This is a genomic window from Methylobacterium gregans, assembly GCF_022179245.1.
Classification (GTDB): Bacteria; Pseudomonadota; Alphaproteobacteria; order Rhizobiales; family Beijerinckiaceae; genus Methylobacterium; species Methylobacterium gregans.
Genome location: NZ_BPQM01000098.1, coordinates 1 through 17,859 on the forward strand (window position 1 = coordinate 1; position 17,859 = coordinate 17,859).

Annotated in this window: 14 protein-coding genes; 6 read left to right on the forward strand and 8 right to left on the reverse strand. The window is 63.5% G+C overall.

All coding sequences use genetic code 11. The annotated features are described in order from the left end of the window. Positions 1-576 precede the first annotated feature (576 nt). The 3 genes from MFF54_RS18805 to MFF54_RS18815 form a co-directional block, all read right to left on the reverse strand. Positions 577-2,103: a helix-turn-helix transcriptional regulator gene (locus tag MFF54_RS18805; RefSeq protein WP_238304346.1), complete on the reverse strand. Its 1,527-nt coding sequence runs from the start codon at positions 2,101-2,103 to the stop codon at positions 577-579. A 151-nt stretch (positions 2,104-2,254) separates the two neighbouring features. Next, positions 2,255-2,986 (reverse strand): sigma-70 family RNA polymerase sigma factor, encoded by a 732-nt coding sequence (locus MFF54_RS18810; protein WP_238304347.1) that lies wholly within the window; start codon positions 2,984-2,986, stop codon positions 2,255-2,257. Between the two features lie 238 nt (positions 2,987-3,224). Beyond that, the gene (locus MFF54_RS18815) at positions 3,225-3,434 is read right to left on the reverse strand and encodes a cold-shock protein (protein WP_238304348.1); all 210 of its coding nucleotides are present in this window, start codon (positions 3,432-3,434) and stop codon (positions 3,225-3,227) included. A gap of 996 nt (positions 3,435-4,430) precedes the next feature. On the opposite strand from MFF54_RS18815, the gene MFF54_RS18820 reads away from it, so the two are divergent. The 5 genes from MFF54_RS18820 (at position 4,431) to MFF54_RS18840 (ending at position 9,337) form a co-directional block, all read left to right on the forward strand. Then, positions 4,431-4,712: an HU family DNA-binding protein gene (locus tag MFF54_RS18820; RefSeq protein WP_238304349.1), complete on the forward strand. Its 282-nt coding sequence runs from the start codon at positions 4,431-4,433 to the stop codon at positions 4,710-4,712. 198 nt (positions 4,713-4,910) lie between these two features. Continuing rightward, positions 4,911-5,201: a hypothetical protein gene (locus tag MFF54_RS18825; RefSeq protein WP_238304350.1), complete on the forward strand. Its 291-nt coding sequence runs from the start codon at positions 4,911-4,913 to the stop codon at positions 5,199-5,201. A 540-nt stretch (positions 5,202-5,741) separates the two neighbouring features. Then, the gene (locus MFF54_RS18830; RefSeq protein ID WP_238304351.1) at positions 5,742-6,803 is read left to right on the forward strand and encodes an HD-GYP domain-containing protein; all 1,062 of its coding nucleotides are present in this window, start codon (positions 5,742-5,744) and stop codon (positions 6,801-6,803) included. Positions 6,804-7,013: 210 nt separating this feature from the next. Beyond that, entirely contained in the window at positions 7,014-8,399 is a 1,386-nt protein-coding gene (locus MFF54_RS18835) for a Tad domain-containing protein (protein ID WP_238304352.1), read from the forward strand. 443 nt (positions 8,400-8,842) lie between these two features. Further along, positions 8,843-9,337, forward strand: coding sequence for a hypothetical protein (locus MFF54_RS18840; protein WP_238304353.1), 495 nt, complete (start codon positions 8,843-8,845; stop codon positions 9,335-9,337). Between the two features lie 104 nt (positions 9,338-9,441). Here the strand turns inward: MFF54_RS18840 and MFF54_RS18845 are convergent, their stop codons facing one another. From MFF54_RS18845 to MFF54_RS18860, 4 genes are all read right to left on the reverse strand, one after another. After that, entirely contained in the window at positions 9,442-10,614 is a 1,173-nt protein-coding gene (locus MFF54_RS18845; RefSeq protein ID WP_238304354.1) for an XRE family transcriptional regulator, read from the reverse strand. A gap of 962 nt (positions 10,615-11,576) precedes the next feature. Continuing rightward, positions 11,577-12,239 (reverse strand): Flp family type IVb pilin, encoded by a 663-nt coding sequence (locus MFF54_RS18850; RefSeq protein WP_238304355.1) that lies wholly within the window; start codon positions 12,237-12,239, stop codon positions 11,577-11,579. Positions 12,240-12,686: 447 nt separating this feature from the next. Further along, entirely contained in the window at positions 12,687-12,881 is a 195-nt protein-coding gene (locus MFF54_RS18855) for a hypothetical protein (RefSeq protein ID WP_238304356.1), read from the reverse strand. A gap of 432 nt (positions 12,882-13,313) precedes the next feature. Further along, entirely contained in the window at positions 13,314-14,216 is a 903-nt protein-coding gene (locus MFF54_RS18860; protein ID WP_238304357.1) for a class I SAM-dependent methyltransferase, read from the reverse strand. A gap of 444 nt (positions 14,217-14,660) precedes the next feature. On the opposite strand from MFF54_RS18860, the gene MFF54_RS18865 reads away from it, so the two are divergent. Continuing rightward, complete coding sequence (locus MFF54_RS18865; RefSeq protein WP_238304358.1) at positions 14,661-16,679, forward strand: putative bifunctional diguanylate cyclase/phosphodiesterase; 2,019 nt, start codon at positions 14,661-14,663, stop codon at positions 16,677-16,679. Between the two features lie 616 nt (positions 16,680-17,295). Here the strand turns inward: MFF54_RS18865 and MFF54_RS18870 are convergent. Further along, positions 17,296-17,859, reverse strand: a 564-nt coding sequence (locus MFF54_RS18870; RefSeq protein ID WP_238304359.1) for a methyl-accepting chemotaxis protein, incomplete at its 5' end; no start/stop codon positions are given.

Consider the following 17,859-nt stretch of genomic DNA (forward strand, 5'->3'; position numbering starts at 1 on the left):
ACGGGAATGACCGCTTCAGGCCCCACTTCTCGGTCGACGACCTCGGACGCTCGCGCTGAGCTGCGCGGGTCGTGCTCTGGACGGCCCGAGGCATCGTCGGCAGTGTCATCGGGTAGACCGTTCACCGGTCGCACCATGGCTTCTCGGGACAGCTCGGTACATCCAGCGGGATGGCATGATCGGTCATCGTGACCTCCTGTTGGGGTTTGCTCGGGCGGACCTTCGGAACGCCTGGCCGTAGACGAGGGAGACCAGCAGCGTGTGCCTCAGCCAAAGTGACGGCAGCGGGAGGGCAGCCTCTTACGTTTGGCGGGTCGCCTTGCTCGGACCACGGTTTCTTGGGTTCTTTGTCGAGTTGCGCTCAGCCTGCTTCTCAGCCCGGCCCTGTGCCTCTGTTTCGGGATCGCCCGTGATCTTTCCCAGCGCTTCCTTCAGCGATCCGCGCACGTGCTGGGGTGACGGCTTATCGGACATAGGGGCATTACCGCTCCGTGAGCTGAGCCTTCACTGGCGCGCCACACAGGCTCGCTCATCCCATTAAGCCCTTGATAACCAACCGGTTCCGGAAGATTTTTCTTAGTCTTTTTGCACTGGATGGACCGGTTTCTTTCTACTGATTTTGCGCCGCTTGGCTCCCGTTTCGCTGGGATCGCCGAGCCCGCGTTCGCGCGCCCAAACGACGACGGCGCTTCGACGATTGACGCCGAGCTTCCGGTAGATGGCCGCAACGTGGTTGCGCACGGTGTTGCGCGCCAGCCCGAGCGCGGACCCGATTTCCTCGTCTGTCGCACCGCGTCCGATCAGCACGAGCACCTCGCGCTCCCGCGCCGTGAAGCCGTCGAACTGGGCCGCCGGCCGATCCGCTGGAGGCGGCCGCCGCAGCGTTGCCAGTCGCTCGATGACTTCCTGGCTGAACCAAGAAGCGTCGGCCATGACCGCCTCGATTGCTTGCACCAATTCGCTCTCTGAGCGCTTGCGCGCGCTGATGTCCTGGAAGCTGCAGAGCGTGCAATCCTCAGCCGCGATGGTGACCCGCTCGGCTGAGACGAGGCAATCGAGCACCTCGCTGCGGCTGCTGCGGAACCGGGCCTCGAAGCCGCGCACCCGTCCGGTCTCGGCAATGATACGGGCAAAGCGGCGCTCGGCATCAGCTTCGGCCCAAAGCCCAGCGGCGGTCGGCCGGAAGCGCTCTGCGTCCTCGACCCGGCATCCGAAAGTCGCCGCGAAGGCATCGTTCACGGCGATGAGGCGGAAGCCTTCGAGCTGCACGAGGGCTGTCGGCACCGGCGCGAGTTGGAAGGCCTTCGCGAACCGCTCCTCGCTCTGCCTGAGTGCGGCCTCCGCCTTGGTGCGGTCCTCCAAGTCGGCGAAGGTGAACAACATGCAAGGGATGCCGCCCGGCATCTCGATGGGGTGGCCTGCGACGATGACGTGCTTCTCCGCGTCGACCGGCACCCGCAGGCAGGCCTCCATCTGCGGGATGGTGCGGCCCTCGTGCAGGCGCGCCATCGCGCGGTCACGCCGCTCGGCCTCGCGCAGGACGTCGACCTCGTACACGGTCCTTCCCAGAACCTCCTCCCGCGCGAAGCCCGTGAGGTTTAGGAAGCCCTTGTTGACCTTGACGTAGCGCAGGTCCGACAAGCGGCAGACGACGGCGGGAGCCGGGTTGGCCGCGAAGGCTCGCTCGAAGCGGTTCTCGGCCTCGAACCGGTCCGTGACGTCTTGGAGGAGCAGCACGAGGCAGTGCGGCACGCCATCGGAGCTGTTGAGGACCAAGCTGCGGATCTGGTGAACGCGCCTGCGCCCGGCGCTGTCCGCGCGGGCGACCTCGACGAGCACGTCGCGGAAGACTTCCCCGGCCATGACGCGCTCGATCGGAGGGTGCTCACCCTTGTGAGCTTGACGGTCCCGGTACCGCACGATGAAGCGGTGGCGGAAGGCGTCGATATCGGAACCGAGATCCTCCAGCCGCGCGACGCCATACATGGCCAGCGCCGCCTCATTGGCGTATGTAAGCCTCTGGTCGGATGCGATCAGGATGACGCCATCGCTCAAGCCGGCGATGATCTGCTGCAGCTGCTCGCGGTTGATCTGCTCGACCATATGCCAGCCGTTCACCTTCAGGGACTGATCGGTGACAACTCGCCAGCTCGCAGGTCGGGAAGTCTCTACACCGGCGACCAAGGGTACGACGCTACGCAAGTCGGCAGCAGGTCGCCTCGCGTCCGCTATAGGAGCTGCGTGATCGGCCACGCTACTCCGCAGGAGCCTCCATAGCTGAGAGCGTTACACCATCAGCACCCACCTCGCTGCCGTCGTAGCCGAGCAGAGCAGCCAGTTTCTGGCGGGCGCGACAGACGCGGCTCTTTATTGTACCAACTTGGCAGCCCATCGCTGCAGCAGCCTGCTCATAGTCCATGCCCTCGATAGTCACGAGCAGGAGTGCCTCGCGCATGTCTGCTGAAAGTCGAGACAGAGCGGCCTGCGCGTCCTTGAGATCGAGATGACCCATCTGCTCCGGCGCGCTCGTGAGCCGGGCACCAAGCGCGCCGTCGGTGCCGGAGACTTCGCGCCAGCTCCTGCGAGCGCCCGCGTAGAACTGGTTGCGCAGGATCGTGAACAGCCACGCGTCGAGGTTCGTGCCAGCTTCGAACTGCCTTTGTGGCCGCCACGCTTTCATCAAGGTGTCCTGCACGAGGTCTTCGGCAGCGGTGTAGTCGCGCGTCAGGCTCATCGCGAAGCGCCGCAGGCTTGGTGCAGAGGCGAGCAGGCCAGTCCGAAAGGCGTCCGCTTCTCGATCCTCGGATCGGATCAAAACCTGCCGAAGCTGCGCTAGCAGCTCGTCTAACCGCTCTGGCAGATAGAGTGGGGTATCCGACTGTGCATAAGCAGCCGCAAGCAGTTGCCCGAGGTGGCTCCGGACAGCAACGGGCAGGGTAGGACCGTCATTCGGATTGGCTGTGACGATGGCGCGCGTGTCGGACATCCAGGGCTCTGCCTGCAAACGCGACAACTCTCACCCGAATGGCCAAGCCCAGCAAGCCAACGGCCACGGATGGCGGAGACCGATGCGCGTACATCCGGCGTCACCGTCCTCGGCATCGTGGTCGCTTCCTGACACGCAGCGAGGCTGCCGCCGGATGATCCTCATATTGGGATCATATGATTAACAGACAACGACGGAAAAGCCCGGGATGAGTCCCTGCTTGTCCTCGCCGCAGAGCTCAGGCGCTCTGAAGCTGACCTGCCGACGCCTTGCCGGAGCGGCGATCCGTCTCGACCTCGTAGGCGATTTTCTGGCCCTCGACCAGGGTGCGCATGCCGGCGCGCTCCACAGCCGAGATGTGTACGAACACGTCCGCGCCGCCGTCATCGGGCTGGATGAAACCGTAGCCCTTCGTCTCATTGAACCACTTCACGGTACCTGTGCTCATCGGAATTCCTTTTCGCTCGGCTGGCGACCGGCCTGGGTCATAGCTGTGAGATCGGTGTCGTGATCCCAAGCACAAGGGGCGCGTCCAGCGAAGCTGGGGTGCTCGAACTGAGGCGATCCTGCCGTGTCTCTGCCCCACAGATTGTGCGGTCAGCATCATGTGCCTCCGCGTGCGGCGCTTGCGCGGCGACAGCACATCGCCTTGTGGAGTGTCCCACGCGGGATCGACAGGAGCTTGCCGCTCGCATCAGCCATCGGGCGCAATCTCCGCTAAGAGATGGTGACCGTCGGTGCTGCCCTTCATCGTCGGGCGTAACGATGCGCGCGCTGACGCGGATCAATCCCCAAAGCCTCACACAATCGTCAGGACGGCTATGTGTCTGCGGGGGCTGTGCATGCACACTCCGTCACCCCACAGAGTTACATAGGCTATTGTCTGGCTCCACCCTGCCTGCTCTACCGTGCGCCCCACACCTTAGCTCGGAGAGCGCGATGCCAGCTGCAGAGGCTTACAACGTCTTCTGCCGCAAGCGAGAGCCGGGCTTGTGCTGTGCCGTGCCTCAGGGGCGGCCTGTGCCAAGCTTCATCCAAGATGAGGTCTGGGCGTTTCGTGGCACTGTTCGAACTGCCGATCCGTACTTGAAGGACTTCCAATCAGAGATGGCACGAGAGGCAAGTCGGCTGAGTGGCTACTACCTATTCCATGCCCTTCAAAGTTAAGAGTGCCGTGCACGGTGATGCCTGCCTCACGATGGCGCTCGATTGCGCGCCTTCAACTGGTCGCGCGAGCAGAGCGTTGGCACAAATTGGTTAGGTCGGTTACCCGACCGCAAGCTGCGAGCAAGAACAGCGCAGATGCGATCGACGCCCAGCGCCGCTTTCGCGCCGGCCTCGTCACGCCACGGGGAACGCCGCCCTCCGTGGCCGCGTCCGTCCGTTTCCCGTGTGTGGACATGCTCGCGCTTGTGCCGCAAGGCCGAGGTTTCGAGGATGTTCGATGACGCGATCCGAACTCGCCGCGCGTCTCGCTGTGCTTTATCCGCACCTTCGTTCGAAGGACGTGGAGTTTGTTCTAAGTGCTATCCTTGGCCGCATCGAGGAGGCGCTGACGGCTGGTGATCGTGTCGAGCTCCGAGACTTCGGATCGTTCGCCGTGAAGCGTCGGGAAGCTCGACTGGGCCGCAACCCGCGAACTCAGGCAGTTGTCGCGCTTCGGGACAAGGCTGTGATTCGGTTCAGGCCGGGCAAGGCCTTACGGAACCGGCTGACAGGTGGCTAGCGAACCGCGCCCCAATGCTGCGACGCGTAGGATTCCATCGGAGCGTCGCGACCTAGGATCGAGGCGAAAAGGCCCCGAGCCGTCAAACCCTCGATCAACGGCAAGTCCTGAATGAGCTCCGTTGACGCCACCGGGCGAGACCCTGTCGTGGGGCCAACCGTTTGTTGGATGTGGGAAGGAGTGCGGAGGGCAACGCCGATGGCCAATCAACTTTCGGGGCAGGAGGGTCGGCCCGGCAAACGCGGCCAGCCGGTGCTGATCGTCCTGAACTTAAGCGTGGGGCTCATGCTCGCAGCTTTGGCGGGGCAGATGATGTGGCAGGGCGGCAACTCTGATTCCGACTACGCGAAGCAGAGCCAAGACGCATCGCGCAAGCAGGTCACGGGTTCGGAGAGCGGGAGCAGCAACACGCCGTCGTCGACCAACAGCGCCATGGTTCCGAGTGCAAAACCCGTCTATCCGCAACCCAGCAAGCCCAGCGCGAACTGAGCAGGTGGCGGCCTAAGTCACCTTGTGGTCCGAATCTGCCGCTTGATACCCGCCGCGAGTGGCCGCTTTCGATCGATTTTGTTGAAAAACTGCGAGACCGCGCCTCCAGCGTCATTCAAGGCAAAGCTTCGTAGAACTTTCATCTCTAATTGGCGACTTGGTCCCGCAAATGTGGCGAGTTCTGAGCGGTACGATAGCAAACCCTTCTTCGGTCAGCCCTGTCGGCGGTACTGCCTCCATTCAATCCCGAGTTTTTCAACAAAATCGATCCAGAGAGGCCTCTGAGGTCTGCGGCGGGAGCATCCGCTCTCCGGTGTCTTCCGGACATGCCGCCCTGCCCAGGCGGGAGCAGGATGCTGCCTTCCGTGATCCGATCAGGACTTTGCTAACACCCTCTCGCGATGGCTCATGTTTTTCAGGATGACAACCGAGGCGGATTCAGTTCTCAGCAACCCGACTTTGCGATCCTGACGAGGTTCGTGAGGGCCGCCGTTAGAGCGACCAGCACGTAGGGGGCTGAACAGGCCTGGGACACCGTTGATGCTGGCTCTCGTCCTCGACGACGCCGAGATGAACAACCTGGTGATGGTGGCCTCCCTGCGGCCCCTCGCCGGGTGCGTGCCGCACGACTTCACCGTGCCGGCCGAGGCGCTCGCCTTCGCGCAGGCTCGCGCCGCCGAGATCGGGGTCGTGATCACCGACTACGAGATGCCGGGCATGGACGGCATCGCGTTCATCCGGGCGGTACGACGCATCCCCGGTCTGGCGCACGTTCCCACCGTCATGGTGACGAGCCACGACCAGCGGAGCCTGCGCCGCGAGGCGCTGGAGGCGGGTGCCACAGACTTCCTTACCAAGCCCACCGACGCGGTTGAGATCCGCGCCCGCGTCACGAACCTGCTCGCCCTCTCCGAGGCGCACCGGCAGCAGCGCGACCACGCCGCGCAGCTCGGCCGGCAGGTCGCTGCGGCGGTCGCACTCGTCGAGGAGAGGGAGCGCGAGATCGTCTCGACGCTGATGCGCGCCGCAGAGCATCGCGACGCGGACACCGGCGACCACATCGCCCGGGTCTCCGCCTATGTCGGGCTGATCGCCGAAGCGATGGGCATGTCACCTGCCGAGTGCCGGCACCTCGCTCTGGCCGCGACCATGCACGACGTGGGCAAGATCGCCGTGCCCGACGCCATCCTGCTCAAGTCGGGGCCGCTGACGCCCGAGGAACGGCGCACGATGGAGACGCATGCGGAGCGCGGCCGGCGCATCCTCGGCGGCAGCGCCTCACCGGTCATGCGCCTCGCCGCTGAGATCGCGGCGAGCCACCACGAGCGCTGGGACGGAGAAGGCTACCCGCACCGGCTCGCCGGCGAGGCCATCCCGATGTCCGGCCGCATCGTGGCGGTGGCGGATGTTTTCGACGCGCTTACGACCGAGCGCCCCTACAAGCAGGCGTGGCCGCTCGAGCGCGCCCGCCAGCACCTGATCGAGAACGCCGGCGCGCACTTCGACCCGGCGGTGGTCACGGCCTTCCTGAGCCGCTGGCCGCAGATCGAGGCTACACTGCATTCACAAGGAGACGGCTCGGCAGTTCCCGTCGCCGCTTGAAACCGAGCAGTCGCTTCGCGGCGCGGCGGTTCCTTTCATCATTCCCCAGCAACCGGTGGAGAACGGCCAGTCTCCCGCCCAAGACGACGCTGAACTGTCGGAGATTTAACCCCACGTTGTATTGCTTGCCTGAACTAGTTGAACCAAACGGAGCCGTCCGTTCGGCTCAGTTCCAAGGCGTCGAACCCCAACAGTACGTGGATGGAGAGGATGCGCGCAGCCGTCTCGGGTCACCTCAAGCCCTTGCGCGGTGACCGCCGGGGAGGCGTAACCGTCATCTTCGCCCTGAGTGCCACGGTGCTGGTGGGGTTTGTGGGCGGCGGCATCGATTACGCCCGTCTCAACGCTCGCCGCAGCCAGCTTCAGAACGCAGTCGATGCCGGCGTGCTGGCCGGCGGCAACGCGCTGAAGCTCGCCGCCTCCAGCACAGACTCGGTCCGGGGCGTGACCGAGCAGACGATCCGCGACGCTGCCAAGATCCCGCCGGACCGCACCCTCAACCTGAGCATCGAGGTGCCGGCGGAGAGGACCAGCGTGTTCGCCCGCGCCGAGGAGACGGTGAAGCTGGCCTTCGGCGGCCTCATCGGGCTCGGCACGCAGACCATCGCGGCGCAGGCGCGGGTGAACGTCGTGGGCCGGATGCGGCTCTGCATGCTCACCCTGGACCCCTCGGCGATGGGTGCCTTCAACCTGCAGAAGAACGCGCAGGTCACAGCCAACGCCTGCTCGCTCTACGCGAACTCGGCCAACGTCTCCGGGATGGTCGGCGGCGACAACGCGATCGCGCGGGCCGACACGATCTGCTCGGCGGGCGGCTATCTCGGCCTGCGGGCGAACTTCGCGCCCCCACCCCAGACTGGCTGCCCCGTGATCGAGGATCCGCTGAAGGACCGCCCCGCCCCGACGGTCGGCGATTGTGTAACGCTGCCGGCCTCCGCGAAGAAGCCGCCAAAGCAGAAGCCTAACACGCCCACGAACGAGATCGACCAGAGCGTGACGCTTGAGCCCGGGACATACTGCGGCGGCCTCCACATTACGAAGGATGCGGTCGTAATGCTACGCGGCGGCACCTACGTGATGCAGGACGGCCCACTTATCGTGGACAAAAACGCCACGATGAAGGGTACGGATGTGGCCTTCTACTTCAAAGGCGACAAGAGCGGGCTTGTCTTCGACAAGAAGACCACCATCAGCCTCACCGCACCGACGACTGGTACGATGGCAGGCCTCCTGATGATGGAGGAGCGTGCGGTTGGAACGCCGCTCGATCCGACCGACGTGGTCGAGGTCGATTACGGTGACACCATCGCACCGACACCGCCCCCGCTCGCGCAGAGCAAGGCGATGCGGACCTATCGCATCATCAGCGACAATGCCCGCACCATGCTGGGCACCATCTATTTGCCATCGGGCCGCCTCGTGATCGATGCCAAGCGCCCTGTAGCGGACCAGTCGGCCTACACGGTTGTGGTGGCTCAGCAGGTCAACCTCTACGAGGGACCGAACCTCTACCTCAACGCGAACTACGACCAGACCAGCGTACCGGTACCAAAGGGCGTCGGGCCGATATCGGGCAAGCTGCTGCTGACGCAGTAGGCGCGTTCGAGACCTGTGCACGGTGCTACCTGCAACATCTGATTAGGTCCGCTTATTGGAATGTGGGCCCTGGCGGCTATCTGGCGGGATGCCCGCGTTCTACCCGTTGCGGAGCGCGCGACAGGGTGCCAAGCGTCAGACTTTGCACACTGGATCGGCACTCTACACGACAGCTGACTTTCATCCTGCATCCGACGCGATGGTCTGTCAGCCTAGCGACACGCAGGAAGGGCGCAGTGCCTCGTGAGCAAAGGTCACCTGGCGAACTGAGGCTAGCAATGTATGTTGTGTGCCTTTGGCGCGACACAGGAAAGGATCGTGCGTCGAGGCAATCGACTCGGCCCGGAGCCTCTTGCTCTTCTACAAATTTAGGGAAGATTAACCGTACGAGGCAGCCTTGCAGCGCTTCTAGTGCTCGGCCGAACATGCGGAAGACTCGGAAAATGGATCTTGTCAAGAAGCAGCAGCTGGATCGCCTTGGGGAGGTTGAGAACCAAGCTCGCGTTCTGTCGGCAGCTGCAGCTTCCCGCCCTCCTCTGACCAGCGTCCTGCGCAGCCTTGGCTCCTCCCTCGATGATCGCTCGCTCAGCCCGGCCCCAGCATCAGCGCAGGATTGGTCTGCCCTGATCGAGCGTGTGCGTGCCGCTGCCAATCGTGCGCGCGAGGTCGAGATCCAGGCTCGTGAGCAGGAGCAGCGTGTCGAGGAATTGCTGGAGCGCGTGCGCGAGGACGTCGCAGCCGCTGCCGAGAGAGTTCGGGCCGCCGAGGCCCGTGCCTCCAGCGCAGAAGCACGCGCGGAAGCCCGGATCCGGGCTGCTGAGGAGCGTGCCGAAGCCGCCGAAGAGCGTACGCGGACAGCGGAAGAGTGGCTGCAGCGCGTGCACGAAGCGGTTGCGAGCGAGTTCTCCGCTGTGCCAGCCGGCAAGCCGGCAGCCTGACGGCCCACGCGCACCGACCTTAACGGATATTGCCCGCCAGCACCCGTATTCGTGGCAGGCCGTGATCGCGTTGGCGTCGAGGAGGATGGGCGTCTGTCGAGAGATCAAGCGGTGGCTGTCTCCACGATGCAACGTCCTCCGAGTTCGACGGGGCGTTGCAGCCCGTAGGCCTCGCACAGGTCGCCGATCACATCGCGCTCCATTCCAAGGAGCGCGGCAGCGCGTCGTCCGGACAGGTGGCCTTGCTCCACGGCCTTGACGATCGTCGTCATAAACGGTCGGCTGAACAGGAGAGGCTTGTCCTCTTGACGAGGGGCGGCGGCCTGGGCCCGCCCAGCCGCGACGAGATCGAGCTCTCGAACCGCTTCGAGCTCGGGACAACGCTTGGAGTTCACCAAGCGCCACTTCAGGTTCCGGCTCGAGACGCCAAGGAACTTGGCGGCCTCTGTGAGCCACTGCGCGAGGTCGCCGTGGGGCTTGCCGATCCGATCAAGGCTCCAGCTCGGCAGCAGAAGACCGGAAGCAAAGTTGTCCGCCAGCTGCTCGATGCGCTGATTGCGATCGGCCTTCTGCGTGTGATGCACGCGCGGCGCATCCCAGATGGCGTCGGGAGACTCCACATGCGCCGGCCGCATCTCGTTCCAGGTCAGCAGGTGGAAGAACTCGTGCGCGAGGTCGGAATTCCGGCGCGCAAAGCTCTCGTTGCGGTTGATCAGAACGGCGTTCAGTTCCGGCAGCTGGCAGGCTGCGCCAGAGATCCCCGCGGCTGCGTCGACCATCAGGACGAGAATGTCGAGCTTGCTCTCCATCACTTGGGCAAGCTGGAATGCCGGCCGCTCGCCGAGTTCCATCTCCGCGGCGACGACCTCGCCGACGCGCGCAGCGTCCTCGAAAGCGCTGGTGTAGGTCAGGCGGGTATTGGGGAGGAACTTGGACAACCGCGCGGAGCCGAGGCCGCTCAGAGACCGGTAGGCCCCAATCCACTCGCCGGCCCGGTCCTCGAACGCGCTGAGCTGGTCCTGCGATACGCCGCACTGACGCCAGGAGAACGCGCTCTTGCCCATGAGCAGGAACGGGTTCGTCAGGCGCTCCAGGGACTCGCCGAAGTGCTTGAGAAGCGTGATGAGTTCCTGAGCCGTGAGGCGGCGGATGCCGGCCTCGATTTGCGCGACACTCTGTCGGCTGTTGAGTCCGAGCAGATCCTTCAGATCGTCCTGCTTCATGCCGCGCGCTTCGCGCAGGGCCTTTACCCGCTGGCCGATATGGGTCTGGTTCATGATGGGCATCCTGCCGACGTAGGCTTGCGCGGATCAAAACGCAAGGAAACGTTGCGTTCCTGTCTGCGCCAAAATGTGTGAATGGGCAATGACCCTGGGCCTTCCTCGAAAGGATGAGGCGGGATGAGGCCGGCGTACAACGTGCTATGTCCGAACGGGAGCGGCTGGACCAACCTATCGTCGGACGTGTCGCTCCACCGTCGCTCAATAGCCGCGGGGCGGCGGCACGATGTTGAGGATTGTCGACGGCTTGTAGGCTCGAAGCCCCTGACGATAGGGTCAGCAGCGACGCTGGGATCGCCCGTCCCGCTCCGCCAACGACTGGGCAACTCAGAGATCAGGGCTCCTTCGCCTTGCCTATGAACTGGTAGGCGACGGCGGCCTCGGACAGGGACTGGTGCCCGTGCTGGTTAGGGAACGCCCAGAGGCGGAGGGTGTTCTCCACCCGCCGCGCCCTCACGTGCTTGCTGGCCCCTGATTCACTCTGACTCAGGGGTGACGTCGCTGGAGCCTCTTGTATCGCTGCTGTCGGCATGTCACCTCTGAGGTCGTGATGAACCGCCGTGGAGTCACGACGGTCCATTATTGCATCCCAGCCTGTCTCAAGGTGGATGGCCGACAGCTCTCGATAGTGGTGTCGGCGAGGAAAGCGTCACCGGGGACGTCCGAGTGTCAGTCGGGCGTTACCCGGTGATCGCGTCGGTTATGTTTCGGTCATCATCAACTCCTGTTCTGCTTCGATTGCGGAAAGCATCGGCTCGCCGCCGTCGATGCTGAACTGCGTCATATCGTTGTCGGTATATTTTCTTGAGAGTTTTATTGAGATCGTGCGTCCTTGCCCCCGGCATTGTCCTGTTGCGCCTCAACAAGCTCTTCGTGACGAGCTACTATCAAGCTCGAAAGCCGATGTGGAGGCCGCTCTGTTCTATCCCTTCACCACCCCCGGATGACGGAGAGCCGGTTCACCGAAGGCTGCGCGCGTAGCCGACCATATCGGTTACGAAGTTCCAGCCGCTGGCTTGCCCAGCCGACACGGTCGGTGTGCCGATCCACGTGTCGTCTTCCATGCTGCGCCGGCCCGTCGTCACAGCGGCGGAACCGTCGCTTCCGAGATAGGTCGTGCTTGAGGCGTACGAGAGCGTCGATCGGTCCGACACGCCTGTCATGTAGATCGTGTCGGGCATCGATCCGTCGAGCGCGTGGACGTAATTGTAGGTTGCGCCACCGTTCACGGCGGGATCCTTGATGAACGCGATCTCGTATTGCTTACCATCGGATGAGCTGACGTAGGCCGGGCTGTACGAGAGCGTGGATCCGTCACTGAAGGTATAGGAATAGGTCTGGATCCCGTTCGGACCCGAACCCGCGACGGTGGTCCGATTGGACAACGTCTTGGCCGCGAAATCGTAGGGACTGCCTTGCTGAGGGCCGGCTGAGGCGACCCCGCCCGACGCCATGCTCGTCGTCGTCCTGGTCAACACGCCGCTCAGGCTGGTTCTGGTCGCCGCGAGCGACCCGACGAGACCAAGTGCGACGATGCCGGCGATCAGGCTGTACTCGATCGCGGACGCGCCGCGATCCTCCTGGTGAAGCTCTCGCGATGCGAATCGAAGCAAACTGGGCATGGAACGCTGCTCTCCTTGTGCTCAAACAGGAGACCACATCCTGCGAACACTGCAAGCGATTCGCAGGAGAATGCGCCGGACACTCACGCGGAGCGAGTTTTTTATGCCAGCCCATGTACACGAATCGTGCACCACCTCTCCCGGCAAATGTGTGAGGTCAGGTTTCCCATATCCGGAGCTGGAAACATCACCGCCGGCGTCGGCGTGCCGTAGCGTGAAAGCTCCGGTCGCGGTTGTGCCGCTACGGCAGGGGCTGTGATGACGCGTTTGGCGACGATGCGCACCAGACCCAAGTCGAGCACGCCTGACGTCCCCTCCACAGGCCTCGCCGGAGAGGCGTGACGATGGCAGTCGCGATCGTCGCGTCTTCCGGTGGTTCGCGATGCCAGACGGCTTTGATGCCGCCAGGCCCGCCAACGATGCCAAGGCGGCAGTCTTTCTTCACCGTCATCCCGTCGCCGAACCGGAACGTAGCAGCATGGTAGCGGGCCGCGGCGCGGAAACGCGGGAAAAGACGGCGTAGGATTGCTGGAGCCGGCGCAGCACCTGCTGCAAGGCGGTGAACGACCAGCGCTTGAGACCCTCAGAGTCGGCGGCGCGGCAGTCTTCGAGTTCGCCCGTCTGCTGCGCGTAGCTCTGCATGATGCGTCGTCAATAGGCTTCGATGCACTGCTGGAGCCCGGTGTGGTTGCGAGCCGCCCCGCCTGTGTGCCGTACCCCGCTACGTCACTGCGAGGACCCGTCCGCCAGCCGGTGGTTCCGAAGGTACGGCGCATGCCCGCCGCGCACGCTACGGAACCGTAGCGGCTGCGGAGAGCACGGGCTTTCGGAGGGGGCAAGCAGTGCGCGCTTCGGTACACCTACGCTCGAAGCAAGCCGCTCGTGGGCCAAGCTCACGATGCCACGCAATTCGCTCCGTCCGAGGAACGCTGGAGTGAACCCCTCCTACGGCTCCCTCCTCCAATCCGATTCAGGGATCGAACAGCTTGGAAGCTCCAAGTGAGGCAGGAGCGGGAGAGATCGTTCCGCGGACAAAGGTCGCTCAGTGGGCAATGAGGCGAGGCAGTGGCTTCGTCACTCGGCAAAAAGTTCGAGGTAGACAACGTTTCCGGGCTGATCTCGGAATATGCGCTGTGAAGCCTTCGGACAGGCTGCGTCGGCCAAGGCACGCATCTGCTCCTCGTTTCGATAGATCAGACGCCAGTCCATGAAGCCAGCCATGAAGCCACGGCCATGGCTGTCGCAGGTAAAATTGCCAACGGACAAGAACCCGCCTGGCTTGAGCTGCGCGTACATCGCCTTAATAAGCGAGGTCGCCAGCGCATTTGAAAGATAATCGAACAATCCGGCAGAATAGATAAGGTCGAAGCGTTCGCTGCCGCCAGTCTTCCGTAGCAAAGACGTGACACTCTTCGGTCGAGCGAGGATGTTGAACTCGTGGTAGGTCTGCTTCGCCTCCCGGATGGACTCAGGATCCTGATCCAACGCGGTAATCGTAACGTTCGTGTCCGCCGTCATATCCCTGAGTGCGTCGAGCTCTCGCATGTGTCCAGAGGCCACCGACATGACTTCGGGGCATTCCTTCTTGCGCATGCAATTGTAGATCATCGTCGCGATATAGTCCCTGCGCCAGAGGATACTCTTGGCGTTCGGCAGGGAGGTTGTGGCACTGTGCACAATACTCGCGAGGCCATCCAAGGATGAGCGGCTCGGCCGATAGATGTAGTCGAGCATGACCGCATCGCCGGCGTAGCCCCGCGGCTTGTCGACCGCCCGGCGCGAGTACGGATCGAGCATCAGCAGGTCGGAGAGCGGGTGCGCGCGGCACAAGGCCTGGAACGCCTCCAGCTCGCCAGTCATGGCTGCATGGTCGAAGGTCGTTCCAAGCTCCTGGGCTAGCCGGTCGATGACCTCAGTGCTTGGATCGGCGGTGAACTGGGCATGAGCGTGTGAGAGAATCGCCTGCAACTGGTCCACGACCGGCTCCGCTTTAGGGTTACCGGCATCTTAAGCTTAACTATAAGATTGATGCAGTTGCAGATCGGCAACAGGGATGTGCTTCGCACGTCTCGCCGCACCTTTCCGCTGCCATCCACAGCAGCCGAGCTGTTCCGACCAATTTGCGCTTGACATTTCCGGCCCGCTCTGAGCGATGGGTGCCGTCGCGGCGCGGTCTCTCACCGACATGTGTCGCCACCTGTTGGAGGGCTGAGCTCAACAGCAGCCCCAGTGGCAGCCGCCCCGGTGCAGAGGCACCGATACGGATCCGTCAGCGCCGCACGGACTTGCAGCGGAGGTGGCACCTCACTCGCGCGCCCGCCTGGCCGCTAACCGTCTGTGAACGCCTGTCGGGCAGGTTTCGTGCGCACTCGGTCGGCATCGAGGTCCAGCAGCACGGGGCTCTATCCTTCGAGACTTCCGATGGCCTTCGCCGACCGGCACACGGACACGTCTATGTCAGCAGCCCTTCCGGATCAGATTTGTGCCGAGCTGAATAGGCGCTGGAGCACACGGCGATCCCCGCAACTTGACGCCCTCTACGACAATCGTCGAGAGGCCTCGCAGCGCCAGCGCGCGAGGATCGCCGCTCATCTTGCAGCTTTCGCATATCTGTTGTTCTCGTTAACCGACGTCATCCTGCTTCCAGATGTGGCCGCGACGAGCATCGTGGCTCGGGTGGTCATCAGCTCGCTTTTCGCGGTCGGCACAGAGCTGCAATATAGACTTGGCGCTGGTATGCTTTTTATGGAGTGCCAGTGTGCGGCGGCGATTGTGATAGCTTATGCAACATGGCTCCTCATCGCGAACACGAGCGAATACGAGCTGATCCGCTCATATTATACGACTTACAGTGTCATATTTATGATCGGCCAAAATGTATTTTTTAACTTTCGGCCCTCGGTTGCCGCAATTTCGTCGACAGCCATACTGGTCATATCTCTAGTGAACATCTTCGCAGGCCACAATCAAAACTTGAGCTATATCGTCGCGGTCGGAGTTCTCCAGATCTCGACATATGTCATCACCTTGTACGTCAACCTCAGCCTCAACGACGAGCGCTACCGCGTATTTCTGAACGCTATCTTCGCTGAGCATCGACAAGCCGAAGCGCTCGAGCGCGGCGCTGCCTTGCTTCGCCTCTCGACCACGGACGCGCTCACGGGCCTCGTGAACCGGCGCGCGATTGACGAGGAGCTCCGTTCCTATTGGAAGGCTTGGTGCGCCGATTCGGCCGGCTTCGCTGTCATCCTGATCGATGTGGATTATTTCAAGCGCTACAATGATCAGTACGGTCACCAAGAAGGCGACCGATGCCTCAAGGCTATCGCGTGTGCGATGGAAGGCGCGGTCGAGAACCTCGCCTGCTCGATCGGTCGCTTCGGCGGCGAGGAGTTCATCCTGCTTGCACCGTCGCAGAGCCGCGCTCAAGTCGCAGCGATCGCTGAAAGCATCCGCTGTGCGGTTGAGGATCTCCAGATGCCTCATGAACAGCGACCGGATGACGCCTATGGGGTCACGGTCAGCATTGGAGTGGCGCTCAGCCAGGACGTCCTGGGAACGAAGGCGGAGCGTCTCGTCACCGAGGCTGACCGAGCCCTCTACAACGCGAAGCGGAGCAGCCGAAACTGCGTGAAGATCTACGACCGTGGCGAACCGAACCAGCTGGACCTTGACGATAGTATCGCCGAACTTCTAAGGACGGCATTGGCTGCGAAGCGCGTATCGCTCGTCTATCAGCCGATCTACAACATCACCTCGCGGAGGATCGAAGCCGTCGAAGCGCTGATGCGGCTTACAGGATCGGACGGCAAAAGTGTCGCGCCGGACGTATTCATTCCCATAGCTGAACGCATGGGGTTGATCCTGCCGCTCGGGTTGTGGGCGATCAGGACGGCGTGCGAGGAGCTTCTGACCGACGGTCACGTTCCGAAGGTCAGTGTCAACGTGTCCGTCGTGCAGTTGCAATCGCCAGGCTTCGGCCTTGCCGTAGCGGCTATCTTGGCGGAGGCCAACGTGTCTCCCCGCCGTCTTGTCTTGGAGATCACAGAAGGCTTGAAGATCGAAGGCAAGACGGAGGCCATCAAGAGCATCCGCGAGCTTCACTCCATGGGTGTCGAGGTTTGGCTCGATGATTTCGGCACCGGCTTCGCTGGATTGTCCTGCATCCGCGAAATCACTTTCGACGCGGTCAAGATCGACCGCTCCTTTCTGCACGCTAGCTCTGCGCCCCGGGGCGCGCAGATGCTGAAGAACATCGTCGACCTCGTGCGAGGCACCGGATGCGAGACGATCATCGAAGGTGTCGAGACCCCTGAGCAACTTCTGGTCGCGGCCAAGGAAGGGGTCGACTACGCACAGGGCTACCACCTGAACCGGCCTATGCCTGCCGAGGGGATTCGGGCGCTCTCGCCGTGGGGAAAGGAAGCGCTCAAGGCCTGAACTCAGGCGTCCAGTGACAATCTCGTCCCCTCAAGCCATGTTCCGGCCTTGTCCGGAAGTGCGCTGGTGCACGATCCTGCCGCAGCAACGTCAGAGGCACCGCGTGATCGCGCGCGTGCCGCGCCGTGACCTGATTGCGTCCGGCTCCTGCGCCGGCTGGCGAGGCGTCGGGACGGCTTCGCCGGCGGCCTCTTGGCTTCGAGCGCCGAGTGCGAGCGCCATCCGCTCAGAGCTCCGGCAAGAGCGCGCTGCTCTTGCGCACCAGACCAAGCCCAGCACGCCTGACGTCCCCTCCACAGGCGATCGCCGGGAATACGACCCGGTCCTGACAGCGAGCCCCGCGGCCAGGATGTTCCGCGACGCGTTCCCATCGCGGTCGTGGCTGACGCCTCAGGCATCACGGGTCCACGTCTGCACGTGAAGCACCCGCTTCGGACCGATGACGTCACAAGCCGAGCACGTGCGCGTGCTTGGGAAGAAGCAGTCGATCGCGACGAGATCGCGCTCAAACGATGTCGCCTTGTACTGAACCCGACATGACGTGGATCTCGCGCTTGTGCCGAGCCTTCGCGTTGGCGTGCGGATCGTGCGGGAGGCCGACCCGTAACGAAAGGCCTCAGACCCGGTAGCGCTCGGCGAGCGCCATCAGGGCCTGGGCCAGCTCCGTGAGGTTGGCGGAGGCCGCCTCGACCTCGCGGGTGCCGGCCGCCGTCTGCTGGCTCGCCTGCCGGATGTTCTGGAGCGCGCCCATCACCTGCTCGATGCCGAGCTGCTGCTGGTTCGTGGAGGCCACGATCTGCTGGAAGGTCTGGACGTTCTCCTCCACCCGGGCCGAGATCTCCTCGATCGTGCGATGCGTCGTGTCGGAGCGGGTCTTGCCGGTGGCGGCGCGCTTGACCGCCTCCTCGGTGAGCATGACCGAGGTGTTGATGCCCCGCTGGATCTCGCCGAGGATGCCGCGCACCTGCACGGTCGCCGCCTTGGCCTGGTCGGCGAGCTGCTTCATCTCGGCGGCCACCACCGCGAAGCTGCGCCCCCCTTCGCCCGCCGCCGCCGCCTCGATGGCGGCGTTCAGCGCCAGCAGGTGCGTGCGCTCCGAGATGTCGTTGACCGTCTCGATGATGTCGCCGATCACCTGGGTCTTCTCGGAGAGCGCCACGATGTTGCCGGCGACCGCCTC

What these genes read in the sequence shown, in the direction of transcription:
- MFF54_RS18805 (WP_238304346.1), bottom strand. Translation starts at nt 2,103, where the DNA reads ATGGTCGAGCAGATCAACCGCGAGCAGCTGCAGCAGATCATCGCCGGC.
- MFF54_RS18810 (WP_238304347.1), bottom strand. Translation starts at nt 2,986, where the DNA reads ATGTCCGACACGCGCGCCATCGTCACAGCCAATCCGAATGACGGTCCT.
- MFF54_RS18815 (WP_238304348.1), bottom strand. Translation starts at nt 3,434, where the DNA reads ATGAGCACAGGTACCGTGAAGTGGTTCAATGAGACGAAGGGCTACGGT.
- MFF54_RS18820 (WP_238304349.1), top strand. Translation starts at nt 4,431, where the DNA reads ATGACGCGATCCGAACTCGCCGCGCGTCTCGCTGTGCTTTATCCGCAC.
- MFF54_RS18825 (WP_238304350.1), top strand. Translation starts at nt 4,911, where the DNA reads ATGGCCAATCAACTTTCGGGGCAGGAGGGTCGGCCCGGCAAACGCGGC.
- MFF54_RS18830 (WP_238304351.1), top strand. Translation starts at nt 5,742, where the DNA reads ATGCTGGCTCTCGTCCTCGACGACGCCGAGATGAACAACCTGGTGATG.
- MFF54_RS18835 (WP_238304352.1), top strand. Translation starts at nt 7,014, where the DNA reads ATGCGCGCAGCCGTCTCGGGTCACCTCAAGCCCTTGCGCGGTGACCGC.
- MFF54_RS18840 (WP_238304353.1), top strand. Translation starts at nt 8,843, where the DNA reads ATGGATCTTGTCAAGAAGCAGCAGCTGGATCGCCTTGGGGAGGTTGAG.
- MFF54_RS18845 (WP_238304354.1), bottom strand. Translation starts at nt 10,614, where the DNA reads ATGAACCAGACCCATATCGGCCAGCGGGTAAAGGCCCTGCGCGAAGCG.
- MFF54_RS18850 (WP_238304355.1), bottom strand. Translation starts at nt 12,239, where the DNA reads ATGCCCAGTTTGCTTCGATTCGCATCGCGAGAGCTTCACCAGGAGGAT.
- MFF54_RS18855 (WP_238304356.1), bottom strand. Translation starts at nt 12,881, where the DNA reads ATGCAGAGCTACGCGCAGCAGACGGGCGAACTCGAAGACTGCCGCGCC.
- MFF54_RS18865 (WP_238304358.1), top strand. Translation starts at nt 14,661, where the DNA reads ATGGCCTTCGCCGACCGGCACACGGACACGTCTATGTCAGCAGCCCTT.